Here is a 25,712-nt window from a genome sequence, read left to right as displayed (position 1 = left end):
GGCATTCGGCAACCACCGAATGCCCAGCGCATGAACGCATCGAATGGAGACCCTCATGACGACGATCTGGATCGTCCTGCTTTGCATTGGCGCGCTCGGGCTCGCCACCATGGAAGCGTCGGCGCTGACGTGGTTGGCCGGCACCGGCGTGTGGCTTGCGGCAGGTGCATGGCTCGGTCTCATCGGCCCGGTGATGACCACCATGCTCGCCATCGTCTTCGTGCTGCCTGCGCTGGTGCTCACGCTCAAGCCGCTGCGCCGTGCGCTGATCACACGCCGCGTACTGTCGATGTTCCGCAAGATCATGCCGGAGATGTCGCCAACGGAGCGCGACGCCATCGAAGCCGGCACCGTCTGGTGGGATGCCGAACTCTTCTCCGGCCGCCCCGACTGGAAGCGCCTGCTCTCTTCACCACAGCCGCGTCTGTCGCCGGAAGAACAAGCCTTCCTCGACGTGGAAACCGAGAAGCTCTGCGACCTCGCCAACGACTGGGAGACCACGCAGATCTGGCAGGACATGTCGCCCGAGGCGTGGGCCTATGCCAAGCGGGCGGGCTTCCTGGGCATGATCATCCCGAAGGAATACGGCGGCAAAGGTTTCTCGGCCTATGCGCACTCGCAGGTCATCATGAAGCTGTCGACGCGTTGCTCCGCGGCGGCCGTGTCGGTCATGGTGCCCAACTCGCTGGGCCCGGCAGAGCTGCTGCTGCACTACGGCACCGAAGCGCAGAAGAACCACTACCTGCCGCGCCTCGCCCGTGGCGAAGAAATCCCCTGCTTTGCGCTGACCAACGCGTATGCGGGCTCCGACGCCGCTGCCATTCCCGATGTGGGGGTGGTCTGCCGTGGCATGCACGAGGGCCGCGAAACGCTGGGCTTCCGTGTGACCTGGAGCAAGCGCTACATCACGCTCGGGCCGATTGCGACGGTGCTGGGCTTGGCCTTCCGCGCGGTCGATCCGGATGGCCTGCTCGGTAGCGATAAAGAACCCGGTATCACCTGCGCACTCATCCCGACCAAGCATCCGGGCGTGAACATCGGGCGCCGTCACTGGCCGCTGAACGCGGTGTTCCAGAACGGCCCGAACTCCGGCAAAGATGTGTTCATCCCGATCGACTGGGTGATCGGCGGGCAGGCGCAGGTCGGCCGTGGCTGGCGCATGCTGATGGAGTGCCTGGCGGCAGGCCGTGCGATTTCGCTGCCGTCGTCCAACGTGGGGCTGGCCAAGATCGCCGTGCGCAGTACCGGCGCCTATGCCGCCGTGCGCCGCCAGTTCCGCACGCCCATCGGCAAGTTCGAGGGCATTCAGGAAGCGCTCGGCCGCATGGGCGGCAACCTGTACATGATGGATGCGGCGCGGCGTTTGTCCGCGCTGGCCGTGGACCTGGGCGAGAAGCCCTCGGTCATCTCCGCAATTGCCAAGTACCACGTCACCGAACGTGCGCGCGATGTGGTCAACGATGCGATGGATATCGTGGGCGGCAAGGGCATCTGCATGGGGCCGAACAATTTCCTGGCGCGTGCGTATCAGCAGGTGCCGATCGCCATCACAGTGGAAGGCGCGAACATCATGACGCGCTGCCTGATCATCTTCGGGCAGGGCGTGATCCGGTGCCATCCGTATGTGCTGCGCGAGATGACGGCAGCGCAGGGAGCAGATTCACCCGAAACGCTGCGCGCATTCGATGCGGCGCTGTTCGGCCACGGTGCGTTCATTGCAGGCAACTTCGTGCGTGCGTTCCTGCATGCGCTCTCGGGCGGCCGCGTGGCACCGGCACCGAGCCATGCCGCGCCCGAGATGCAGCGTTACTACCAGGCCGTCAACCGCTTCTCGACTGCGCTGGCGCTGCTGGCTGATGTGTCAATGTTCACGCTGGGCGGCACCCTCAAGCGCCGCGAGAGCATCACCGGCCGGCTGGGCGACATCCTTTCGCAGATGTACCTAATCTCGTCTGCGCTCAAGCGCTTTGAGGACGAAGGCCGCCCCGCGGAAGACGCGCCGCTGGTGCACTGGTCCGTGCAGGACGCGTTGGTGCGTGCGCAAGACGCGCTCGACGGCGTGCTGGCGAACTTCCCGAACCGGGGCATCGCTGGGTTGCTGCGCGCGCTGATCTTCCCGTTCGGCTCGCCTTATCGAAAACCGTCTGACGCACTGGCCGCACAGGTGGCCGAACTGATGCAGACGCCCGGCACCGCGCGTGACCGCTTGCTGGCCGATTCGTACTGCCCCACGCCCGACATCGACCCGATCGCCTACGGTGAATGGGCCTTCCGCCTGCAACCGGCGGTGGACGCCATCGAGCAGCGCTTGAAACCCGTCATCCGGGAAGGCAAGCTGCCGCCCGTGCCGCAAAGCCTGCCGGATTTCGAAACATGGACCGCGCAGGCGGTGGCACAGGGCCTCATCGACGAGGCCGAACGCAAGCAACTGTGCGACTACGCGCGCTACGGCGAACACGCCGTCGCCGTGGACGACTTCGCGCCCGATTTCAACCTGTTGGCCGATCTACAGCGCCGCAAGGATGCGCTCGACGCCTTGCAAACTGCCGAACGCCGCGCAGCCTGACGGCGTGACATAGAACTAGACAACAACAACGATGCAAGACAAGTACCTCGATTTCGTCGGTTCCGGATTCGGCAAATGGCTGTCGGCCAACCTTGGCCTGCCGCAGCCAGTACCGCTGCGCCGGTATCAGGAAGGGAAGCCGGAGTTCATCGGTCCTTTCCTCGTAGGTGCGGCACCGGGCGGCGCGATGCGCGAAACACTGGCCGCACTGTTTGCTGAAATCGGCGTGCCCACGCGCTTTCATGAAAGCGACCCCGAATGGCTCGGCGCAGCCAACCGGCACGGGCAGATCACCGGGCGCTTTGTTGCACCCACCGGCAAGGAAGGCGATGCGTTTGACCGCGTCGGCGGCATCGTCTTCGATGCGACCGGCATCCAAACAACCGAAGACCTCGACGCGCTGTACCACGTGTTCCACGACGGTGTGCGTGCTGTTGGCCGCTGCGGGCGCGTGGTGGTCACTGGCCGCCCGCCTGAAGATTGCAAGACACCGCAGGCTGCTATCGCCCAGCGCGCGCTGGAGGGGATGACGCGCTCGCTTGGCAAGGAGATCCGGCGTGGTTGCACGGCACAGCTTGTCTACGTGGCCGAGGGCGCCGAGAACGTAGCGGCGTCTACGCTGCGGTTCTTGCTGTCGGCGCGCTCGGCATATGTATCGGGGCAGGTGGTGCGCGTGCGAGCCGCAAAGCCGGTCTCCGTGGATTGGCAGAAGCCGCTGGCCGGGCGTACCGCACTGGTGACGGGGGCCTCGCGTGGCATCGGCGCGGCGATTGCGCATGTGCTGGCGCGAGACGGCGCGCGCGTGCTGTGCCTCGACGTGCCCGCCGCACAGGAAGGGTTGAACGCCGTCGCACAAGACATTGGCGGGGAAGCGCTGGCCTACGACATCGCCGCGCCGGAAACACCCGCCGTGCTCGCACAGCAGTTGGCGGCGCTGGGCGGCATCGACATCCTCGTGCACAACGCCGGCATCACGCGCGACAAGACCATCGCCCGCATGACTGAACCGGCGTGGCGCAGCGTGCTCGACATCAACCTCACCGCGCAGTTGCGCATCAACGATGCGCTGCTTGCTGCCAACGCGCTGCATGCGGGCGGGGCCATCGTCTGCGTGTCGTCCATCAGCGGCATTGCGGGCAACCTGGGGCAGACCAACTATGCGACGTCCAAAGCGGGCGTGATCGGCCTCGTGCGGGCCAGCGCGCCGTTGCTGGCCGAACGCGGCATCACCATCAACGCCGTCGCACCGGGCTTTATCGAAACACAAATGACGGCGGCCGTGCCATTCGCCATTCGCGAGGCGGGCCGCCGCATGAATGCGATGAGCCAGGGCGGCCAACCCGTCGACGTGGCCGAGGCGATCGCGTGGTTTGCCTGCCCGGCATCCAACGGTGTGACGGGCAACGTCGTGCGCGTGTGCGGCCAGAGCCTGCTCGGAGCGTAGAACGATCATGCCGCCCACCGTTGCCGCACGCGCACGCGCGACCGTCACGCCATTCGCTGCCACGCAGACGCTGGTGACCACACCGCCATCGGCCAGGGCGCTGGCGTGGCGGGCGCTGCTGTCGCAACGCAAGGGCAAGCGCGGCGGGCCGCTGCCGCGCCACACACTGGTGCGGCAGGAGGTGCCGCTGGATGCGGAGCACATCGCGCACTACGCAGCAGTCTGTGGCTTCTCGCCCGCACACGGCGTGCCGATAACGTACCCGCACCTGCTGGGCTTTCCGCTGCAACTCATGCTGATGACGGAATCGACGTTCCCGTATCCGGTGATCGGGCTGGTGCATCTGTGCAACACGATCCGTCAGCATCAACCACTCACCGCCGGTGAACGCGTGCGTGTGGAAGTCCGCCCGCGCCGACTGTTCCAGCATGCGCGCGGACAGGCGTTTGCCATCGAGACAGCCATCATTCGGGCCGGTGCAGTGGTGTGGGAATCGCTCTCGACCTACCTGCGCGTGGGCGTGCCGTCTCCGCAGGGCGCACCGCTGATCGCCTTGCCGGCTACGCAGGACCTGTCGCCTGATGGCCACTGGGATGCGCCCGCCGACACCGGTCTCTGCTACGCCCGTGTCTCAGGCGACTGGAATCCGATCCACGTATCGAACCTTGGCGCGAAATTGTTTGGCTTCGCCCACCCCATCGCCCATGGCATGTGGACCAAGGCACGCGCACTGGCTGCGTTGCTGCCGGCTACGCCGCTTGCCCAGGGGGAGGTGGTGGCCGAGTTCAAAACGCCGTTGTCGCTGCCGGGTGCAGCCACGCTCTGGCAAGCCGAGGATGCCGCGCCGGGCTGCCCGTTCGAGGTGCGCAACACCGCCGGCGACAAACCCTATCTGCGCGGCGTGCTGACGCTGCCGCAAGCACAACAAGACAACCCCGGAGATTGAGTCCATGCTAGTCAACGCGCAGGTACGCCGCGTCGCCATCCTCGGGGGCAACCGCATTCCGTTTGCCCGCTCGAACACCGCCTACGCCACCGCATCGAACCAGCAGATGCTGACCGCCGCGCTGCAGGGCCTGGTCGACCGTTTCAACCTGCACGGCCAGCGCCTGGACGAAGTGGTGGCCGGCGCCGTCATCAAGCTATCGCGGGATTTCAACCTGACGCGCGAATCGGTGCTCTCCACCACGCTCGCCAAGCAAACGCCCGCGTACGACGTGCAGCAGGCATGCGGCACGGGGCTGGAAGCCGCCATCCTGGTCGCCAACAAGATCGCGCTGGGGCAGATCGACGTGGGCATCGCGGGCGGCACGGATACCACGTCCGACGCGCCCGTTGGCCTGAACGAGAAGATGCGCAAGATCCTGCTGGAGGCCAACCGCGCCAAGTCCACCGGCGCGCGCCTCAAGGCACTGGCCGGCCTGCGGCCGTCAATGTTCGTGCGCCCACTCCTGCCGCGCAACAGTGAGCCGCGTACCGGCCTGTCGATGGGCGAACACTGCGAACTGATGGCCAAGCGCTGGGGCATCCGCCGCGAAGACCAGGATGCGCTGGCCCTGCGCAGCCACCACAACCTGACCGCCGCCTACGAGCGCGGCTTCTTCACCGACCTGATGACCGCCCACCTCGGGCTGGACCGCGACAACAACCTGCGCAGCAACCTCACTGCAGAACAGCTCGCCAAGCTGCAGCCGGTATTCGATCGCAGCGCCAGCGGCACCATGACCGCCGGCAACTCCACGCCGCTCACCGATGGCGCCTCGTGCGTGCTGCTCGCCAGCGAGGACTGGGCGCGCGCGCACAACCTGCCCGTGCTCGCCTACATGACGTGCGCGGACACCGCTGCCGTCGATTTCTTCAGTGGTACGCCCGCGCAGAACGAAGGGCTGCTGATGGCGCCGGCCTATGCCGTCTCACGCATGCTGCAGCGCGCAGGCCTCACGCTGCAGGACTTTGACTACTACGAGATCCACGAAGCTTTTGCCGCCCAGGTGCTCTGCACGCTGGCCGCATGGGAGTCGCCCGAGTACTGCCGCGAAAAGCTCGGCCGCAGCGCGCCACTCGGCAGCATCGACCGCAGCAAGCTCAACGTGAACGGCAGCTCGCTGGGCACGGGCCACCCGTTTGCCGCCACCGGCGGGCGCATTGTCGCCACGCTCGCCAAGATGCTGGCGCAGCGCGGCAGCGGGCGCGGGCTGGTGTCGATCTGCGCGGCGGGTGGACAAGGCGTAGTCGCCATTCTGGAGCGCCCCGAAAACATGTCGCATTGAACCGACGGGCCAACGGGAATGGCCCGCCTGCAAACCCGCGCGGCACACAATAAAACCACGCCGCGTTTTTCATGGACGGAGACACCATGAACACCGTTGCCGACCGCAGCAATCTGACCGACCGCATCTGGCTGAAGTCGTATCCCGAAGGCGTGCCCGCCGAGATCGACCCCGACCGCTATCACTCGCTGGCCGAGGTGTTTCGCGAATCGGTGGAGAAGTACCGCACGCGTGTCGCTTACGTGAGCGTCGGCACGGAGATGACGTACGACGAATGCGAGCACCAGGCCCAGCACTTTGCGGCATGGCTGCAATCGCGTGGCGTGAAGAAGGGCGACCGTGTGGCGATCATGCTGCCCAACAGCCTGCAGTATCCGGTGTGCCTGTTCGGCACGCTGCTGGCCGGTGCCATCGTCGTCAACGTGAATCCGCTGTACACGGTGCCGGAGCTGGCCCACCAGCTGCGCGATTCCGGCGCGCAGACCATCGTCGTGCTGGAGAACTTCGCGCGCACGCTGGAACAGGCGCTGCCCGGCACCCAGGTGCGAAACATCGTCCTCACCGGCATTGGGGACCTGATGGGCGGCGCGCTCAACCTCAAAGGCCGGGCGTTGAACTTCGTGATGCGGCATGTGCAGAAGCAAGTGCCGCAGTACAAGCTGCCTTCGCCCATCTGGCTGCGCGATGCGCTGGCCGCGGGGCGCTCGCGTGCGCTGCAGCCGGTGCAACTGGCATCGGAAGACATTGCCTTCCTGCAATACACCGGCGGCACCACCGGCGTGGCCAAAGGCGCGATGCTCACCCACCGCAACATCATCGCCAACCTGCTGCAGGCCGAGGAGTGGTCCAAGAGCATGCTCACCGGCGGCGCGGAGACCAACGTCACGCTGCTGCCGCTGTATCACATCTTCTCGCTCACGGTGAACCTGCTGATGTTCATGACCATGGGCGGGCGCAACATCCTCATCGCCAATCCGCGCGATACCAAACGGGTGCTCTTCATTTTGCGCAAAGAGCGCTTCTCGGGCATTGCGGGTGTCAACACGCTGTTCAACCTGCTGCTGGAAGACCCCGAGTTTGCCAAGCGCGATTTCTCTGCGATGAAGATCACCATCGGCGGCGGCATGGCAGTACAGCGCGCCATCGCGCAGCGCTGGAAGCAGGTGACAGGCCACACCATCGTTGAGGGCTACGGGCTGACGGAGTGCTCGCCCGTGGTGTCGATGAACCCGCCGCAGGTGACCGAGTTCAGCGGCACCATCGGCCTGCCGGCGCCGTCCACCGAGGTGCGCTTCAAGGCCGACGACGGCAGCATCGTGCCGCTGGGCGAACCCGGCGAGCTGCAGGTGCGCGGCCCGCAGGTGATGCGCGGCTACTGGCAACGCCCCGATGAAACCGCCAAAGCCATCGACGCCGACGGCTGGTTCTCCACCGGCGACATCGGCGTGATGGACGCCAACGGCTACATCCGCCTGATCGACCGCAAGAAGGACATGATCCTGGTCTCGGGCTTCAACGTGTACCCGAACGAGATCGAAGACGCCGTCGCGCTGCACCCAGAGGTACTGGAGGTCGCAGCTATCGGCGTGCCCGACCCGGTGGCGGGCGAGCGCGTGAAGGTCATCGTGGTGCGGCGCACCGGCGCGCTGACGGAGCCTGCGCTGCTCGAACACTGCCGCGCCCACCTGACCGGCTACAAGATGCCGCGCATTGTCGAGTTCCGCGATGAAGAGCTGCCCAAGTCGACCGTGGGCAAGATCCTGCGCCGCGAACTGCGCGATGCCGACCCCGACATCAAGCGCGCCCGCGCCGAGGCTCAGCAATGACCGCCATGACGATCGCAACGATGCAGAAGACCCGCATGCAACTGCGCACGCTTGCGCTGGCGACGGCACTGGCCTGCACGAGCGCCGCGTGGGCGCAGACGCCTGAGGCTTCCGCGCCCGCCGCACCTGCCGCCACGGCAGCAGCGGCATCCCAATCTGCCGCCGTCAGCAGCTTTGGCGCAATGGACGTCGCTCGGCAGACGACCTGGCTTGGCGGCCAGGTCCAGACCAACGCCTTTGCCGACTGGTCCGACGACGACATTCTCGCCATGGCACAGGCGATGAAGCCCGAGACGCTGGTGCGCTGGCTGCGTGGCGAGGTCGCCAAGCTGCCCGAGTACGAATACCGCATGCGCCGGCAGGAGCGCGTGAAAGACCAGTGGCAAAGCCAGCCGTCCCTCATGCTGATCCGCTACCGCCATGCGCCGCGCCAGGTGTACGCCCGCTGGCTCAAGGGCGGCTCGCACGCCGGCCAGGAAATCATCTACGACGAGACCGTGCGCCGCGACGAGATGTACGGCCACCTGGGCGGCCTCTTCGGCTTTGCCTCCATCTGGAGCGCGCTGGACGGGGCGCTGGCCAAATCGCAGTCGAACCACACCGCGCGTGAACTGGGGCTGCAGTTCATCGTCGACACAGTGGAACGCGATGGGCGCGCCCACGTGGCTGCCGGCGGCACCGGCAAGTTCAACGAGGCCAAGATGGTGACCGAAAGCGGCGAGCGCATGCTGCGCCTGACCTGGGATGCCCCTAGTGGCCCACCCACGTTCTACGCCAAGCGCGTACGACTGTTTTTCGACCTCAAGAACCCCTGGGTTCGCGTCGAAGAATCCTGGGATGAGTCCGGCAACGAGCTCGAAAAGATCGTCATCGAGAACGTGACGCGCAAGACCTGGAACGACCAGACCTTCAACCCCAAGAACCCGGAGTACAAGTTTTGAAACCCCACCAGCAGACCGTTGTGCACCAAGGCTCCGCCGCTTGGGCGATCGGTATCAAACACGCCTAGGGGAAACCCCTGTGGCGTGCGTACCAGCTAGAGGAAAGCTTCAACGAACGCAGAGAAATCGCTGCGTTATGCTGCGGAAACACAAATCGCCACACTTAGGCGAAATAACAATCCCATCCAGAGAGACAACCACATGAACCGCACCGCCCGCCGCTTTGCCGCAGCCCTTGCCTGCGCTGCCGTCAGCACCCTCGCAGCCTCCGCTGCGCACGCGCAATCCACCGCAGAAGCCAACGTCGCTGCAAGTGCCAGCACCGGCTCGGGCAGCTCCAGTGGCGGCGGATTCGGACAATTCATGGACGACTACGTCTGGGGCCGCAACGTCATGGCGCTGGGCTGGTTCTATATCCGCCCGATGGATTCGGCCACGCCGCTGACCACCACCACCAGCGCGCTAGGGCTGGGCACGTACCAGTCGCCCGGAACTGACGTGCGAGTCAGTAACGCCAACACGCTGTCGCTCACGTTCACGCACTTCTTTAATGACAACATCGCCGGTACGTTCGTGGGCGGCGTGCCACCCAAGTTCGACCTGTACGGCAGTGGCAACGTGATCGCACCGGTGCCGGTCATCGGGCCGCTGACGCTCATCAACCTGGGGCTGCCGCAGAACAACCCGGTCGCCACCGTGCGCGAGTGGAGCCCGGCCATCGTCGCCCAGTACTACTTCGGTACGAAGGAAAGCAAGTTCCGTCCGTTCGTCGGCGGCGGCGTCAGCTACAACTTCTTCACCAACCTGAAGCTGAACCCGAACTTCGTGAACGCGCTGCAAAACCTCGGCCAGGTGCTGCAGCTGGGCATGGGCCAGGTGCCGAGCGGCACGGCCAAGGTGACGGCAGAAACGTCGAGCTCTTGGACGCCGGTGGCCAACGTGGGTGTGTCGTATGAGTTCGCCAAGAACTGGACCGCCATCGGCACGGTGTCGTACCTACCGCTGAAGACCACATCCACCATCACAATCCGCAGCGCGCAGGGCCAGGTGCTGGCGGTCAACAAGACCGACATCAAGGTCGACCCGCTCGTGTTTGGGCTGGCGATTGGCTACAAGTTCTAAGCTGCCGAGTTGCTCCAATCGGTTGAGCTGCGGCAAACGCCACCTTCGGGTGGCGTTTTTCATTGCCGTTTTTCACAACGACATGACCCGATATGATGGCGGGGTTTCAAAACCGATCTCCTGTTCCACCCAGCCCGCCACGCCATCCATGACCCAGCCTTCCATCGCCATCGTCGGAGCCGGCATTGCCGGTGTTGCCTGTGCCAACGCGCTTGCCGCAGAAGGCATTGCCGCCACCGTCTATGAGCGCGCGGGCGGCGTGGGCGGCCGGCTGGCCACCACAGTGCTGCCCGAGGGCGCCCCAGCCTACGCCTTTGACCACGGTGCGCAGTCATTCAATGTGCGCAGCGAAGCCTTCCGCCGTGCGGTGGACGCTGCCCGCCGGCAGGGCTCGGTGATGCCGTGGCCGGCGCGCTGGGGTCACCGCACGGCAGACGCCCTGCAGGCAGATTCACGCGACGAGGCCCGCTACGTCGGCCTGCCCGGCATGGGCGCGCTGGTGCGCAGTCTGGCGACGCCACTGGATGTGCGCTTCGGCCACGCCGTCACACGCGTGGCGCACGAGGGACGCCGCTGGACCATTGAGCGCGACGGCGCCGACACTACCCACGCCGACATCATCGCCCTGGCCCTGCCAGCGCCCGAGCTGCCGGCGCTGTTCGGCAACGCGGCACCCGCCTCGCTACAGGAATCCATTGCGCCGGTACGCTACGCACCCTGCTGGGCGTTGATGATGGGCTTTACGCAATCGCTGGACCTGCCATATGACGGCATCCGCATTGACGACGACATGCTCGCCTGGGCCGCACGCGACAACACCAAGCCGGGCCGGGTGATGGTCGACGAATCCTGGGTGGTGCATGCGTCGCCGGGCTGGTCGGCCGCACACGCCACAGACACCCCCGAGCAGGCGCTGCACGCCCTGCATGCCCGCTTTGCCGAAGCCTTTCCCGGCACGCCCGAGCCCGACGTCATGGCGGCCCATCTGTGGCCGCATGCGCTGGTCGAACAGTCGGCGGAAATGCCCTGCCATTGGGACGCCGCCACCCGCCTGGGCGCCTGCGGCGACTGGTGCGAGGGCCCGCGTGTGGAAGCCGCGTTCCTGAGCGGTGTTGCACTGGCCGCAAAGATTGCCGAAGCGCTATAGGAACCCACCCGCCAGCGTTACAATGTCGGGTTGTCTCGTGTTTCGTGTGCCGGGTCGCTCACCCGGCGGTGGCTTTCCCCTGACGACGCCATGCGCACCCGACGCCAAGTCCTCGCCCTAGCCTTTGCCGCAGTTGCAGCATCAGCGCCGCTGCTGTCCGCCCATGCGCAAGTCCTGCGCAACATTCCGGCGGTGGCTCCGGCTGCCCAATTGACCGTCAATTCGGTCAATACCGGCACGCTGACCACTGGCAGCACGGGCTTGGTGAACATCCTGCTGCTCGGTTTCGGCACCACCAAGGCCGATATCCGCTTCGCCCCGGGCGTGCGGATCCTGTCGCTGGATGGGCGCCTGCTGCCAACCGCCTCGGTGGTCGGCCAGACGTTCAAGGTGCGCTATCAGCTCGACCTGTATCAGCAGTTGCTGACAGCCTGGGTTGTCAGCGATGACGACTACAAGGCCGCGGTCGCCGCCCAGGCGCAGGCGCAGGCGCAATCGCAGTCTCAGTAGCGCCGGACGTCAGAACGCCCCACGAAGCACGTGCCCCCAGGTCAACCACTGTGAACGGCACATGAAAAAAGTCTTCATCAAAACCTACGGCTGCCAGATGAACGAGTACGACTCGGACAAGATGTCCGACGTGCTCAATGCGGCTGAAGGTCTCGTCCCCACCGACACGCCCGAAGATGCGGACGTGATCCTCTTCAACACATGCTCCGTGCGCGAGAAGGCGCAGGAGAAGGTGTTCTCCGAGCTCGGCCGCGTGAAGGCGCTCAAGGCCCTCAAGCCGGACCTCGTCGTTGGCGTGGGCGGTTGCGTGGCCAGCCAGGAGGGCGCTTCCATCGTGGCCCGCGCGCCTTACGTGGATGTCGTCTTCGGCCCGCAGACGCTGCACCGCCTGCCGGAGCTGATCGCTGCGCGCCGCCGCACGGGCCGCTCGCAGGTCGACGTGTCCTTCCCCGAGATCGAGAAGTTCGACCACCTGCCGCCCGCGCGCGTGGAAGGCTCGACCGCCTTCGTGTCGATCATGGAAGGCTGCTCGAAGTACTGCAGCTACTGCGTGGTGCCGTACACGCGCGGTGAAGAAGTCTCGCGCCCGTTCGACGACGTGCTGGCCGAAGTGGCCGGCTTGGCTGAGCAGGGCGTGCGCGAAGTTACGCTGCTGGGCCAGAACGTCAACGCCTATATCGGCAAGATGGGCGACACCGCTGAGCGTGCGGACTTCGCCCTGCTGCTCGAATACGTGGCCGAAATTCCGGGCATCGAGCGCATCCGCTACACGACCAGCCACCCGAAGGAATTCTCCTCGCGCCTAATCGAGGCCTACGCCACCAACCCGAAGCTGGTCGACCACCTGCACCTGCCGGTGCAGCACGGCTCCGACCGCATCCTGATGGCGATGAAGCGCGGCTACACGGTGCTCGAATACAAGAGCAGCATCCGCAAGCTGCGCGCGATCCGGCCGAACATCTCCATCGCCACCGACTTCATCGTCGGCTTCCCGGGCGAGACCGATGCGGACTTCGCCAAGACGATGGACCTGATTCACGAGATCGGCTACGACACCTCGTTCAGCTTCATCTACAGCCCGCGCCCCGGCACGCCGGCGGCCAACCTGCCCGACGATACGCCGCAGGCCGTCAAGCTCGAACGCCTGAAACATTTGCAGGCGACCATCGAAGAGAACGTCGCGCGCATCAGCCAAAGCATGGTCGGCAGCACGCAGCGCATCCTGGTGGAAGGCCCGTCGCGCAAGGACCCGACCGAACTGCACGGCCGCACCGAGAACAACCGCGTGGTCAACTTCGCCCTGCCCGATCTGCCGCAGGCGCGCCGCGACCAGCTGATCGGCCAGATGCTCGACGTGCGCATCGTGCACGCCTTCCCGCACTCGCTGCGCGGTGAGGTTGTCGCCGATGACGACCGCGTGACCCACTGATCATCAACACAGACGGATTGGATGAAACCGACCACCGCTGAATTCACAGCGCCCAAGAACGACAACGCCCGCCTGCAGAACCTGTGCGGTCCGCTGGATGAAAACCTGCGCCAGATCGAACAGGCACTGGACGTGACCATCAGCCGGCGCGGCGCCAAGTTCACCGTGCGCGGTGCCAACGCACAAGGCGCGGCCAATGCGCTGGAGACGTTCTACAACGCCGCACGCGATCCGCTGTCGGTGGACGACATCCAGCTCGGCCTTGTCGAGACCCGCCAGGTGGCCGCGCATGGCGCCTACGTGCCGGAATCGAGCACCGATGTGCCCGATGGCAAAGACCTGTCGCCGGTGCTCCACACGCGCCGTACCGATCTGCACGGCCGCACGCCGATGCAGCGCGAGTACCTGCGCAGCATCCTCTCGCATGACCTGTCGTTCGGCATCGGGCCGGCGGGTACGGGCAAGACGTATCTGGCGGTCGCCTGCGCGGTGGATGCGCTCGAGCGCGACGCCGTCAAGCGCATCGTGCTCACACGCCCTGCGGTGGAAGCTGGCGAACGCCTGGGCTTCCTGCCCGGCGACCTCGCGCAGAAGGTGGACCCGTACCTGCGCCCGCTATACGACGCGCTGTACGATCTGCTCGGCTTCGACAAGACGCAGAAGATGTTCGAGCGCCAGATGATCGAGATTGCGCCGCTCGCGTACATGCGCGGGCGCACGCTCAACCACGCCTTCATCATCCTGGACGAAGCCCAGAACACCACACCGGAACAGATGAAGATGTTCCTCACGCGGATCGGTTTCGGCTCCAAGGCCGTGATTACCGGCGACACAACGCAGATCGACCTGCCGCGCGGCCAGAAGAGCGGCCTGATCGAAGCGCAGCACGTGCTGCGCGACGTGCGCGGTGTGTCGATGACGCGCTTTTCCAGCGTCGACGTGGTGCGGCACCCACTGGTGGCCCGCATCGTCGAGGCTTATGACGAATTCCATGCCCAGCATAAGGACGCCTGAACGTGGCTAAAGCAAAGACCGATACCAAGACCAAAACCAAGAAGACCCAACCCGCGGCCGCCGAGTCGTTCGGCCCGCGCGTCGATGTATTCGACGCCAAGGGCAAGCCGAAGACGGTGGACGCCAGCGCCCTGCGCATCGCCTTTGCGGATGGCCGCAGCCTGATCATCAGCGTGCCCGATACGGCCGATGGCGCCATCACCCTGGTCGCCGAGCATTCGGACACCAACACGAACGCCATGCTGTCGCTGCGCCCCGAGCACCACGACAGCGTTACGCTGCGCATCGAGGCCGAGCCGGTACAAACCGAGCGCACTGAAGACCTCGACGACACGTTCTGGAACCACGGCGGCGAAGCCTTCGACGACGCAGAAATGCTCACGCTCGACCTCACCGTACAGCACGGCGATGAGCTGAAGGCCGCAGCCCGCAAGGCGCTGCCGAAAGAGAAGGACATCGAAGCGTGGATCGCCCCGGCACTGTTTGCCGATGCGCAGCTCAACGTGCGCTTTGTCGGCGAAGAAGAAGGCCGCACGCTCAACCGCACGTACCGCGACAAGGACTACGCCACCAACGTGCTGACGTTCTCGTACGCAGAAAGCGACGAAGACCCCGTTGCCGCCGACATCGTGCTGTGCTGCCCGGTGGTCGAGAAGGAAGCCAAGGAACAAGGCAAGCCGCTGGTCGCGCACTACGCGCACCTGATCGTGCACGGCGCGCTGCATGCGCAGGGCTACGACCACGAAGACCCGGCCGACGCCGAAGAGATGGAAGGCATCGAAACCGAGATCCTCGGCGATCTGGGTTTTGCAGATCCGTACGCAAGCCGCTGACGCGCATCCTCCATCGCCCTCAGACGCCGGCCACGTGCCGGCGTTTTTGTTTCCTGCTACAGAAACGCAACATCGCGTTTCAAAGCTGAATCAAGTCCATTTTCCGCAGATCCAGTCCTGACAAGGATTTGCGGCATCGCCTCCGCCATTCGATGCAGGCGCGCGCCCGTCGAATCGCTGATACGCCCCCCATCGACCTTCGTCCATCCGGTACCGGCGCTGCTCTCCGTACGGTGCATGGGCTTTGCCATGGCAATCCCTATCCTCGACACATAAGCCGCCACCCGAGCGCGCTCGATACACGGCGCCACGCAAGGCGTCATAGGCCAACCCGCGCACAGACGGGCTCGGCTCCGCGGGGAGGTCATCATGCGTCAACGTTTCATGGACAGCATTCCATGGGCCACGTTGCTGGTCAGCGTGGGTGTCGGTACTGCGCTCGCGGTCACACCGCGCATCGCACACGCAGACCACAAGCAATCCTGCTACGCAGGCATCGTCATCGTGTTCGACGGTGCATGGCATCCGGGTGCGCAGATTGGTTGCCGCACCGTCAATGTCTCGGGCAGCAACAACGTCGTCGGCGCGGAAGTGAACTTCATGATCGCGCAGGGCACCATCCGGCCGCGTGTGCAGGCGGTGGTCGGCAGCACCAGCGTGCAGGCGCTCATCGGCGGCGGCTACGACTTTGCGAGCAGCAAGGCCCTGGTGGGCGTTGGCGCAACCGGCGACCACTGGCTGGCCGGCGCCGATATGGAAATCGCCGGACGCTGGACGGCCTACGCCGGTGCCACCACGCTCGGCCGGTATCACGGCAACTCGCCGGACCCTGTCACGACACCCGCCCCCGCGCCAGTGTCCAGCAACGTGACAGCGCCCCCGTCCACGAACAACAACGCGCCAGCCCCGGCTCCGGCACCAGGCAAGTCGCCTAGCCCTAGCCCTAGCCCTAGCCCGAGCCCGAGCCCGAGCCCGAGCCCGAGCCCGAGTCCGACGCCGACGCCGACACCGACTCCGACACCGACACCGACTCCGACACCGACTCCGACTCCGACTCCGACACCGACACCGACTCCGACACCGACACCGACTCCGACACCGACACCGACACCGACACCGACTCCGACTCCGACTCCGACTCCGACACCGACACCGACACCGACTCCGACGCCGACTCCGACCCCAAGCCCCGCCCCGGTCCCATCCCCCTGCGGAAGCTGCCATGGCGGTGACCATGGTGGGCATCATCACGACCACGATCATGATCACGGCCATGACGGCCACCACGGTGGCAACCATGGCGGCGATCACGACCGCGGCGGCGATGGCGACCACGACCATGGCGGAGGCGATGACCATGGCAATCACCACGGCCCGCACGGCGGCGACCATGACCACGGTGGCGATGGTCACCACGGCGACGACCACGGCGATCACGACCACGATGGCAACCACGGGCACCATGGCGACGACCATGGCCACCATGATCGCGGCGGCGACGGCCACCATGACAACGACCATGGCCATCACGACCAGGGCGGCAACACCGACCACGACAAAGACCACGGCCACGGCGACCGGGGCGGCGGCGATGACCCCGGCGCTCATCACCATGGTGGCAATGATGGCAACGACCACCACGGTGACGAGGGCGGCGCAAACCCCGGCAGCGATGGTCACCATCACCCAGGCGGCAGAGACGGTAGCGACTGACCGTTGCCCCCTTCGGCAGCGCGCCCCAGCCACGCCGGCAGAGCCGGCCACCTGAAGTGCAGCGTCATCCACTTAAGGTGGCCCGTGGCTCGCCTGGCGTCATCTGGACCGCCAATCTTTTGGTGTATGCTGGCCCGATGTTTAACGACGCGCGACCGCGCCATGAATGATCCGTATCCCAGTCCGAAGCCAGCCGACAAACCCCGATCGCTGCTGGAACGCCTGACCGACCTCATCTCGCCCGAGCCCGAATCGCGGGCCGAGCTTCTAGAAATCCTCCAAGACGCGCATGCGCGCAACCTGATCGACGCCGACTCTCTGTCGATGATCGAAGGCGTCTTCCAGGTCTCAGACCTGTGTGCGCGCGACATCATGATCCCGCGCGCGCAGATGGATGCGCTGAACATCGCCGACGCGCCGTCCGAATTCATCCCCTTCGTGCAGGAAGCGGCGCATTCGCGCTTCCCCGTCTACGAAGGCAGCCGTGACAACATCATCGGCATCCTGCTGGCCAAGGATTTGCTGCGCTTCTATACCGATGAAGACTTCGACGTGCGCGACATGCTGCGCCCGGCCGTGTTCATCCCAGAATCGAAGCGCCTGAACGTGCTGTTGCGCGACTTCCGCGTCAACCGCAACCACATCGCCATCGTCGTCGACGAGTACGGCGGCGTGGCCGGCCTCATCACCATTGAAGATGTGCTGGAGCAGATCGTCGGCGACATCGAAGACGAATACGACATCGAAGAGGAAGAGGACAATATCCTCGCCACCGCCGATGGCCACATGCGCGTGCGCGGCCTGACCGAAATCGAGCAGTTCAACGAAGCCTTCGGCACGCACTTCTCGGATGAGGACGTCGACACCATCGGCGGGCTGCTGTCCAACCACCTCGGCCGCGTGCCGCACCGGGGCGAGAAGATCGTCCTGGGCACGCTGCAGTTCGACGTACTGCGCGCCGATGCGCGACAGGTGCAAGTGCTGCTGGTACGCCGTCTCACCACCCCGACCGGCGGCGATGCCTCGGTCAACGCAACTGGTTCCAACCCCGTCTGACCCCCGTGCCCGCTCAGTTCTCCTCCCCTGCCGGGGCGTCCCCCCGTCGGCAGGACGCCCCGCTTGTGCCACCTGCCGGGCCGCTCGCGCGGCTGCCGATCTCACAACGTAAGGCGGCCATGCCGCTGGCGGTGCTGCTGGGCGTCATGCATACGCTGTCGTTCGCGCCCAATCACTGGTGGTGGCTGCAGATCCTGTCGCTGACGGGGCTTGCGGCCCTGGTGCAACGCGCACCGCGCTTGGCGTGCGTCGCCTGGGTCGGCTATGCCTTCGGGCTTGGCTGGTTCCTCTCTGGCGTCTGGTGGCTCTACATCAGCATGCATGTGTACGGCGACATGCCTGCGTGGATGGCCGGGCTCGCGGTGCTGCTGTTCGCCGGCTACCTGGCGCTGCATCCGGCGCTGGCGGTATGGGGGTGGCAGTGGTTCACGCGACGCGGGCGCTGGTCAGGCACGGCATCGGCGCTGGTGTTCGGCGCGGCGTGGGCTGTCGTGGAATGGCTGCGCGGCACGGTGTGGACGGGCTTCCCCTGGATCAACGGCGGCTATGCGCACACCGATGGCCCGCTGGCCGGCTACGCGCCGCTGGTGGGGGTGTACGGCATCGTGCTGATCGCTGCCGTGCTGGCCGGCCTGCTGTGCGTGGCGGCGGAGCGTCGCCTGCATTGGCTGGCGGGCATCGTCGGCGCGATCGTCTTGGTGGCTGGCTGGCCGCTGCACGGCATTGCGTGGACGCAGCCGGTAGGCAAGCCGATCTCCGTGCGCCTGCTGCAGGGGAATGTGCCGCAAGACGTGAAGTTCCAGCAGACCGGCATTGAGCGCTCGCTGGAGCTGTACACCAAGATGGTCACCGAGCAGCCCGCGCAACTGGTGATCACGCCTGAAACGGCCTTCCCGATCATGATCCAGGACATGCCGCAGGAAATCGCGCTGGCCATCCGCACGTACGTGGATACCACCGGCTCGAGCGTGCTGTTTGGCGCGGCCAGCCAGGATTCGGCGGTGGATTACACCAACAGCGTGTTCGGCGTGGGCCCGCAATTCCAGGGCGTGTACCGTTACAACAAGCACCACCTCGTGCCTTTCGGCGAGTTCATCCCCTTCGGCTTCCACTGGTTCGTCAACATGATGAACATGCCGCTGGGCGATTTCCGGCGCGGCCAGCTCGTGCAGCCGCCCATGACGGTGGCCGACCAGCGCGTTGCGCCCAACATCTGCTACGAAGATTTGTTTGGCGAGGAGATCGCCGCCTCGCTACGCCATGCCGATCAGCCGGCCACGATGCTGGCCAATACGACGAACCTGGCATGGTTTGGCGACACGATCGCGCTGGACCAGCACCTGCAGATCTCACGCATGCGCGCACTGGAGACGGGCCGCCCGATGCTACGCGCCACCAATACCGGCGCCACCGCCGTGGTGCGTCCGGACGGCAGCGTACAGGCGCGCCTGCCCGTTTTCACGCTCGGCACGTTGCAAGCCGAGGTGCAGGGCACACAAGGCCTGACACCGTTTGTGCGGGCCGGCAACGCACCTGCGCTGGGCGTGGGCGTACTGGTGCTGCTGGTCGCATTCGTGCGTCGCCGCAGGGCAATGGCGGGTTGATCGTTCGCTGCCCGGAGGGCTTTCGGGCCACTTTCCGGGGCGGCTGACAAAAAACGCTAAAATTCAACATTTTACGGCGGGCACGGGGCGATGCGCTTCTCGTGCCCGCCGCTGCATTCCACCGTCGCGCTGCACCCTGAACGTTCCGGGCCGCAGCAGACCACCAGGTACCACCATGCTTACCTTCCAGCAACTCATCCTGAAGCTGCAGTCGTACTGGGACGCCCAGGGCTGCGCCCTGCTGCAACCGATCGACCTCGAAGTCGGCGCCGGCACCTCGCACGTACACACCTTCCTGCGCGCGATCGGCCCCGAGCCGTGGCGGGCAGCCTATGTGCAGCCGTCGCGCCGCCCCAAGGATGGCCGCTACGGCGAGAACCCGAACCGCCTGCAGCACTACTACCAGTATCAAGTGGTGCTCAAGCCGGCGCCGGAGAACATCCTCGACCTGTACCTCGGTTCGCTGGAAGCGCTGGGCCTGGACCTGAAGCAGAACGACGTCCGCTTCGTCGAAGATGACTGGGAAAACCCCACGCTCGGCGCCTGGGGCCTCGGCTGGGAGGTGTGGCTGAACGGCATGGAGGTCACGCAATTCACGTACTTCCAGCAGGTCGGCGGCCTGGACTGCAAGCCGGTGACCGGTGAGATCACCTACGGTATCGAACGCCTGGCGATGTACATCCAGAAGGTCGAGAACATCTACGACCTGGTCTGGACCGAATGGGAAGAACCGGGCCCGAACGGCCCTGTCAAGCGCCGCCTGACCTACGGCGACGTCTACCACCAGAACGAAGTCGAGCAATCGACCTACAACTTCGAGCAGGCCGACACCACCGTGCTGTTCCGCCGCTTTGCCGAGCACGAAGCCGAGGCCAAGCGCCTGATGGGCGTGCCCGCAGACGGTAAGGATGGCGCAGCAGACGATGGCGCCCCGGTCGTGCAGCTCGCCCTGCCCGCTTACGAGCAAGTGCTCAAGGCCGGCCACACCTTCAACCTGCTCGATGCACGCGGCGCCATTTCGGTGACGGAGCGTGCAGCCTACATCGGCCGCATCCGCAACCTGTCGCGCCTGGTCGCGCAGGCCTACTACGACTCGCGCGAGCGCCTGGGCTTCCCGATGTGCGGCACCGCTGCTGCGGCCACGGAGGCTGCATGACGGCCACGCGGGTCCAAACCGCGCGACGTGGGCTGGCCTTGCTGACGGCGGCGTCGATTGCCGCGCTGGCGCTGCCGGCAAGCGTTGCGCAAGCGGCGCGGCATCGCACGTCCAAGCCGGCATCGACGGAAAAGACCTTCGTCGTGCCGAGCAACCTGACGCAACTCTGCGTGGCCGATTCCAAGCCGCTGCAACAAGCGCTGGGCGCCGCGTGGACGCCCGCTCCGCCCGCGCTCGACCAATGGACGAGCCTGGTACGCACGATGGCCTGTGACCTGTCCGGCGCGCGTGACCTCGGCTGGCACCGCGTGCCGCTGCGCACGTACGCCACCGCCCTGCGCTTTCCGCTCACCTGGGTCGAGTGGCAAGGCTCCGGCACCAAAGCGCAGCGCCGTGCGCGCGTGTTCCGCTCGTCGGCGCAACTGCCGAGCCGACTGGAATTCAACGTATCCGGCACGCTGCAAGAGGTGCGCTATGACGAGCGCCGCGGCACGCTGTCCGCACGCTTCCTGCGCCGCGATGCAGCCGCGCCCGGCACCAACCCCGCGCCGATCGCACCGCCGCCGCCTCCGGGCCAATGCGCTGGCACGCAACTGCAGTTCCAGCAGCAGAACGGCGTGTGGCTACTCTCGGGTGTGGAGCCCGTGCCCGGCTCGCCTTGCTAACACCGAACACATTGCCGTGCTGAACGCGCGGCGCCAGAACAACGACGTTACCGATTCAACGCTATGTCCACCCTCCTGATCGAACTGCTGACCGAAGAACTGCCACCCAAGGCGCTGGCCCGCCTGGGCGAGGCGTTTGCGCGCGGCCTGTTTGACGGTCTGTCGGCGCAAGGCCTGCTCGAAGAAGGCGCTACCGTGGAAGGCTTTGCCACGCCGCGCCGCCTGGCTGCATCGATCACCGGCGTGCGCCGTGCCGCGCCCGATCGTGAGCTGCGCGAGAAGGTGCTGCCCGTGACCATCGCCTTTGACGCTGAAGGCAAACCGGCCGCACCTCTGGTCAAGAAGCTGGCTGCACTGGCCAAGACGGTGGGCGTGGAAGCCATCGCGCCCGAATCGCTGGAGCGCGCACCGGACGGCAAGGCCGAGTCGCTCTTCTATCGCTACACCGCGCGCGGCGCCGTACTGGCCGACGGGCTGCAAACGGCACTCACGCAAACCATCGGCAACCTGCCGATCCCGAAGGTGATGACGTACCAGCGCCCGAACGGTGACAACGTGCAGTTCGTGCGCCCTGCGCACAAGCTGATCGCGCTGCTCGGCAACGAGGTGATCCCCGTCAGCGCGCTGGGCCTGCAATCGGGCAACGTGACGCTGGGCCACCGCTTCCTGTCGGCGGGCGAAATCGTCATCACCGATGCCACGTCGTACGCCAGCACGCTGGAAGCCCAAGGCAAGGTCATCGCCAACTACGGCAAGCGCAAGGAAGCCATCCGCGCTGAACTGCTCAAGACCGCCGGCGCCGATACCGTGGTGATGCCCGAAGCGCTGCTGGACGAAGTCAACGCGCTGGTCGAATGGCCCGTGGTCTACCCCTGCCACTTCGAGGAAGCGTTCCTCGCCGTGCCGCAGGAGTGCCTGATCCTGACCATGCAGACGAACCAGAAGTACTTTGCGCTGACGGATGCCCAAGGCCATCTGCGTAACCGCTTTCTGATCGTCTCGAACATCGCCACTGGCACGCCGGTGGCCATCGTCCAGGGCAACGAGCGCGTGGTGCGCCCGCGCCTGGCCGATGCCCGCTTCTTCTTCGAACAAGACAAGAAGAAGCCGCTGGCCGACCGCGTGCCGCTGCTCTCGCGTGTGGTCTATCACAACAAGATCGGCACGCAGCTTGAGCGCGTGTCGCGCCTGCAAGCCATCGCTGGCCAACTGGCGGAAAAGCTCGGCGCGGATGTCGCACACGCTTCGCGCGGTGCGCTGCTCGCCAAGGCCGATTTGCTGACCGACATGGTGGGCGAGTTCCCCGAGCTGCAAGGCACGATGGGCACGTACTACGCCCGCCACGATGGTGAACCCGACGATGTGGCGCTGGCCTGCTCCGAGCACTACCAGCCGCGCTTTGCAGGCGATGCTCTGCCCTCGACTGCTACCGGCACCGTGGTGGCACTGGCGGACAAGCTGGAAACGCTGGTCGGCATCTGGGGCATTGGCCTGCAACCCACGGGCGAGAAAGACCCGTTCGCGCTGCGCCGCCACGCGCTGGGCATCCTGCGCATGCTGATCGAGAAGCCGCTCACGCTCACCATCGACGACGCGCTGCAGATTGCCGCCGCCAGCTTCGACGGCATCGCCGCGGTCAAACCGGACCTGGCCGCCATCACCGACTTCCTGTACGACCGCCTGCGCGGCTACCTGAAGGACAAGGGCTACAGCACCAACGAGGTGGAAGCCGTGGTCAGCCAGCGCCCGCAGCGTCTGGACGACATCGTCGCGCGCCTCGAAGCCGTGCGTGCGTTTGCCGCCCTGCCGCAAGCAGAAGCCCTGGCCGCCGCCAACAAGCGCATCACCAACATCCTGAAGAAGACGGATGTGGCCATTGGCGCGGTACAGACGCAACTGCTCAAGGAAGACGCCGAGCGCGCGCTGCATCAGGCCGTCGCTTCGTCCGAACCGCACGTGCACGATGCGTTTGCGCGCGGCGATTTCACCACGGCACTGAAGACGCTGGCCGGCCTGCGCGAAGCGGTCGACACGTTCTTCGATGGCGTGATGGTGATGGCCGACGACACTGCACTGCGCGACAACCGCTTGGCGCTCTTGGGCGAGCTGCATGGCCTGATGAACCGCGTGGCGGACATCTCCAAGCTGGCCGCTTGAGCATTGTTCGGAGCCTGACATGCCCCACGTCCCCAAGCTGGTCATCCTCGACCGCGATGGCGTCATCAACCTCGACAGCGACCAGTTCATCAAATCGCCTGAGGAGTGGATCGCCATCGACGGCAGCCTGGAGGCGATCGCCGAGCTGAACCAGGCCGGCTTCCAGGTGGTGGTGGCGACCAACCAGTCGGGCATCGGCCGCGGGCTGTTCGAAGCGGCTGCGCTCAATGCCATGCACGAGAAGATGTACAAGGCGCTGGCCGCATTCGGTGGCCGTGTCGATGCCGTCTTCTTCTGCCCGCACACCGCCGCAGAGGCCTGCGAATGCCGCAAGCCTAAAGCCGGCATGTTCCACGAGATCGCACGCCGCTTTGACGTGGACCTGACCGGCGTGCCGGTGGTTGGCGATTCGCTGCGCGACCTGCAGGCTGGCGTGGAAGTCGGCGCTCTGCCTCACCTCGTGCTGACCGGCAAGGGCATCAAAACGCGGGACGCCGGCAACCTGCCGCCTGGCACCCAAATCCACACAGACCTGCGCGCGTTTGCGCGTGCATTGCTGTCGCCTGCACCCCAGGGTATGCCTTCGCGTGCCCCTTGAATTGCCATCCATGACCTTCATCCGTTCGCTGCTGCTCCTGATTTTCCTGGTCGTCTGGACGCCCATCTACGCGGTGGCCTGCTTCATCGTGTTTCCGATCCTGAACCCGCATCGCCGCTTCTGGATGGTGACGGGCTGGACCAAGTCCGTGATCTGGACGGCGCGCTTTCTGGTGGGCATCCGCTGGAAATACGAGGGCTGGGAACATATTGAAGAGGCCGTCGCCACCAACAAGCAGGTGGTGCTGCTCTCCAAGCATCAATCGGCCTGGGAGACCATGGCGTATGTTGCGACCATGCCGCGCCCGCTGTGCTTCGTGTTCAAGCGCGAGCTGTTGTTCGTGCCGTTCTTCGGCTGGACGCTGGGCTTGCTGAAAATGGTGCACATCAACCGCAAGGACGGTGCCAACGCGTTCGCCTCGGTGGCGCGCCAGGGCAAGGAGCGCCTGGCCGACGGCGCTTGGGTCATCATGTTTCCGGAAGGCACGCGCACGCGCTCGGGCGACCCGAAGCCGCGTTACAAGAGCGGCGGTGCGCGCTTTGCCGTCGATACCGGCGCATGGGTCATCCCCATCGCCCACAACTCCGGGCGCGTGTGGCCGCGCAATTCATTCCTGAAGCATCCGGGTCTGATCACGCTGTCGGTCGGCCCTGCCATCCCAACCGCCGGCAAGACCAGCGACCAGCTCAACCGCGAAGTCGAAGCGTGGATCGAAACAGAAATGCGTAGAATCGACGCCGATAGCTACCGCGAGCGTGCATGAAACTGCTGCGACCACCGACTTCGCCCACCACCGCCGACAGCGTTCAACTCGAACTGCCGCTGCTCGCGCCTGAAGCCCCGTCGCTCCCGCACTCGCAGTCGGACGCTCCCCTCCTCGCCCCACCCGCAGTCGATCCCACCACCGTACCGCTTGGCCCCAACCAACGTCGCCTGACGCTGGGCGAGCGTGCGCTGGTGTACAACCTCAAGCGCTCGTCGCGGCGCACCATCGGCTTTGTCATCGATGACCGGGGGTTGTCGATCACCGCGCCGCGTTGGGTCACGCTGGGTGAGATCGAGCACGCCATCTCCGAAAAGCAGAAGTGGATCTTCGCCAAGCTGGCGGAATGGCGCACCAGCGCCGCACGCCGCGTGCTGCCGCCGATGGAGTGGCAGGATGGCGCGTCGCTGCCCTTCTTGGGCAAGTCGATCACGCTCAAGCTGGAGTCGCCCATCGGCGCGCTGATGTTCGATGCCGATGCGTGCATGCTGCATCTTGGCTTGCCGCCCTCGGCCACCGAGCAGCAGATCAAGGATCGCGTGCAAGGCTGGCTGCAAACGCAGGCGCGCCGGCTGTTCGGCGAGCGGCTCGACGTGTATGCCGAGCGCCTGGGTGTGCGGCATAGCGCGTATGCGCTGTCCTCCGCCGCCACGCGCTGGGGCAGCTGCACGGCCGACGGCAAGATCCGCCTGAGCTGGCGCCTCGTGCATTTCCCGATGAGCCTGATCGACTACGTGGTCGCGCACGAGTTGGCGCACCTCAAGGAAATGAACCACAGCCCGCGCTTCTGGGACACCGTGGAATCGATCTTCCCCGAATTCCGCGAAGCACGCGAACAACTGCGTTCGCATCCGCCGGAGTATTTGCCGGCGTTCTAGCCGATCAAGCGCCTTGCCGT

23 protein-coding genes are annotated in these 25,712 nt (G+C 65.8%); 21 read left to right on the top strand and 2 right to left on the bottom strand.

The window, feature by feature from the left end; genetic code table 11:
- The first annotated feature begins 55 nt into the window (after positions 1–55).
- The 12 genes from V6657_RS02440 to ybeY all read left to right on the top strand — a co-directional run bounded on the left by V6657_RS02440 (position 56) and on the right by ybeY (position 15,102).
- On the top strand, positions 56–2,566 hold the full coding sequence (locus V6657_RS02440; RefSeq protein ID WP_048934057.1) for an acyl-CoA dehydrogenase: 2,511 nt from the start codon (positions 56–58) through the stop codon (positions 2,564–2,566).
- A 31-nt stretch (positions 2,567–2,597) separates the two neighbouring features.
- Complete coding sequence (locus tag V6657_RS02435; protein WP_048934056.1) at positions 2,598–4,010, top strand: 3-oxoacyl-ACP reductase; 1,413 nt, start codon at positions 2,598–2,600, stop codon at positions 4,008–4,010.
- 7 nt (positions 4,011–4,017) lie between these two features.
- Positions 4,018–4,956, top strand: a complete 939-nt coding sequence (locus V6657_RS02430) for a MaoC/PaaZ C-terminal domain-containing protein (protein ID WP_048934055.1) — start codon at positions 4,018–4,020, stop codon at positions 4,954–4,956.
- Positions 4,957–4,960: 4 nt separating this feature from the next.
- Positions 4,961–6,280: an acetyl-CoA C-acetyltransferase gene (locus V6657_RS02425; RefSeq protein ID WP_048934054.1), complete on the top strand. Its 1,320-nt coding sequence runs from the start codon at positions 4,961–4,963 to the stop codon at positions 6,278–6,280.
- A gap of 86 nt (positions 6,281–6,366) precedes the next feature.
- Positions 6,367–8,106: an AMP-binding protein gene (locus tag V6657_RS02420; RefSeq protein ID WP_048934053.1), complete on the top strand. Its 1,740-nt coding sequence runs from the start codon at positions 6,367–6,369 to the stop codon at positions 8,104–8,106.
- 35 nt (positions 8,107–8,141) lie between these two features.
- Positions 8,142–9,047, top strand: a complete 906-nt coding sequence (locus V6657_RS02415) for a DUF1571 domain-containing protein (RefSeq protein WP_048934178.1) — start codon at positions 8,142–8,144, stop codon at positions 9,045–9,047.
- Positions 9,048–9,248: 201 nt separating this feature from the next.
- A complete protein-coding gene (locus tag V6657_RS02410) occupies positions 9,249–10,169 on the top strand; it encodes an OmpW family outer membrane protein (protein WP_048934052.1) in 921 nt (306 codons plus the stop codon).
- A 148-nt stretch (positions 10,170–10,317) separates the two neighbouring features.
- Entirely contained in the window at positions 10,318–11,316 is a 999-nt protein-coding gene (locus V6657_RS02405; protein ID WP_048934051.1) for an NAD(P)/FAD-dependent oxidoreductase, read from the top strand.
- A gap of 90 nt (positions 11,317–11,406) precedes the next feature.
- Entirely contained in the window at positions 11,407–11,826 is a 420-nt protein-coding gene (locus V6657_RS02400; protein ID WP_048934050.1) for a hypothetical protein, read from the top strand.
- A gap of 61 nt (positions 11,827–11,887) precedes the next feature.
- Complete coding sequence (gene miaB, locus V6657_RS02395; protein ID WP_048934049.1) at positions 11,888–13,255, top strand: tRNA (N6-isopentenyl adenosine(37)-C2)-methylthiotransferase MiaB; 1,368 nt, start codon at positions 11,888–11,890, stop codon at positions 13,253–13,255.
- A gap of 21 nt (positions 13,256–13,276) precedes the next feature.
- A complete protein-coding gene (locus V6657_RS02390; protein ID WP_048934048.1) occupies positions 13,277–14,269 on the top strand; it encodes a PhoH family protein in 993 nt (330 codons plus the stop codon).
- A 2-nt stretch (positions 14,270–14,271) separates the two neighbouring features.
- Positions 14,272–15,102 (top strand): rRNA maturation RNase YbeY, encoded by an 831-nt coding sequence (gene ybeY / locus V6657_RS02385; RefSeq protein ID WP_048934047.1) that lies wholly within the window; start codon positions 14,272–14,274, stop codon positions 15,100–15,102.
- A gap of 485 nt (positions 15,103–15,587) precedes the next feature.
- Here the strand turns inward: ybeY and V6657_RS02380 are convergent, their stop codons facing one another.
- Positions 15,588–15,773, bottom strand: a complete 186-nt coding sequence (locus tag V6657_RS02380) for a hypothetical protein (protein WP_137884662.1) — start codon at positions 15,771–15,773, stop codon at positions 15,588–15,590.
- A 278-nt stretch (positions 15,774–16,051) separates the two neighbouring features.
- A complete protein-coding gene (locus V6657_RS02375; RefSeq protein WP_188079724.1) occupies positions 16,052–16,288 on the bottom strand; it encodes a hypothetical protein in 237 nt (78 codons plus the stop codon).
- 36 nt (positions 16,289–16,324) lie between these two features.
- Here V6657_RS02375 and V6657_RS02370 point away from each other — a divergent pair, with 36 nt between their 5' ends.
- From V6657_RS02370 to V6657_RS02330, 9 genes are all read left to right on the top strand, one after another.
- Positions 16,325–16,870: a hypothetical protein gene (locus V6657_RS02370; protein ID WP_182585144.1), complete on the top strand. Its 546-nt coding sequence runs from the start codon at positions 16,325–16,327 to the stop codon at positions 16,868–16,870.
- Positions 16,871–16,977: 107 nt separating this feature from the next.
- The gene (locus V6657_RS02365) at positions 16,978–17,871 is read left to right on the top strand and encodes an HlyC/CorC family transporter (RefSeq protein WP_048934046.1); all 894 of its coding nucleotides are present in this window, start codon (positions 16,978–16,980) and stop codon (positions 17,869–17,871) included.
- Positions 17,872–17,963: 92 nt separating this feature from the next.
- Positions 17,964–19,475 carry an apolipoprotein N-acyltransferase gene (gene lnt, locus V6657_RS02360; protein ID WP_048934177.1) on the top strand — a complete coding sequence of 504 codons (1,512 nt, stop codon included), beginning with the start codon at positions 17,964–17,966 and terminating at the stop codon, positions 19,473–19,475.
- 175 nt (positions 19,476–19,650) lie between these two features.
- Complete coding sequence (glyQ, locus tag V6657_RS02355; protein ID WP_048934045.1) at positions 19,651–20,631, top strand: glycine--tRNA ligase subunit alpha; 981 nt, start codon at positions 19,651–19,653, stop codon at positions 20,629–20,631.
- The gene (locus V6657_RS02350) at positions 20,628–21,296 is read left to right on the top strand and encodes a hypothetical protein (protein ID WP_048934044.1); all 669 of its coding nucleotides are present in this window, start codon (positions 20,628–20,630) and stop codon (positions 21,294–21,296) included. The genes glyQ and V6657_RS02350 overlap by 4 nt, the downstream gene beginning before the upstream one ends.
- 63 nt (positions 21,297–21,359) lie before the next feature.
- The gene (glyS, locus tag V6657_RS02345) at positions 21,360–23,453 is read left to right on the top strand and encodes a glycine--tRNA ligase subunit beta (protein ID WP_048934043.1); all 2,094 of its coding nucleotides are present in this window, start codon (positions 21,360–21,362) and stop codon (positions 23,451–23,453) included.
- Between the two features lie 19 nt (positions 23,454–23,472).
- On the top strand, positions 23,473–24,051 hold the full coding sequence (gene gmhB / locus V6657_RS02340) for a D-glycero-beta-D-manno-heptose 1,7-bisphosphate 7-phosphatase (protein ID WP_048934042.1): 579 nt from the start codon (positions 23,473–23,475) through the stop codon (positions 24,049–24,051).
- A gap of 10 nt (positions 24,052–24,061) precedes the next feature.
- Complete coding sequence (locus V6657_RS02335; RefSeq protein ID WP_048934041.1) at positions 24,062–24,814, top strand: lysophospholipid acyltransferase family protein; 753 nt, start codon at positions 24,062–24,064, stop codon at positions 24,812–24,814.
- Positions 24,811–25,692 (top strand): SprT family zinc-dependent metalloprotease, encoded by an 882-nt coding sequence (locus V6657_RS02330; protein ID WP_048934040.1) that lies wholly within the window; start codon positions 24,811–24,813, stop codon positions 25,690–25,692. The genes V6657_RS02335 and V6657_RS02330 overlap by 4 nt, the downstream gene beginning before the upstream one ends.
- Positions 25,693–25,712 lie beyond the last annotated feature (20 nt).

The organism is Ralstonia sp. RRA (assembly GCF_037023145.1).
Taxonomy (GTDB): Bacteria; Pseudomonadota; Gammaproteobacteria; order Burkholderiales; family Burkholderiaceae; genus Ralstonia.
This window is presented reverse-complemented; position numbering and strand designations above follow the sequence as displayed.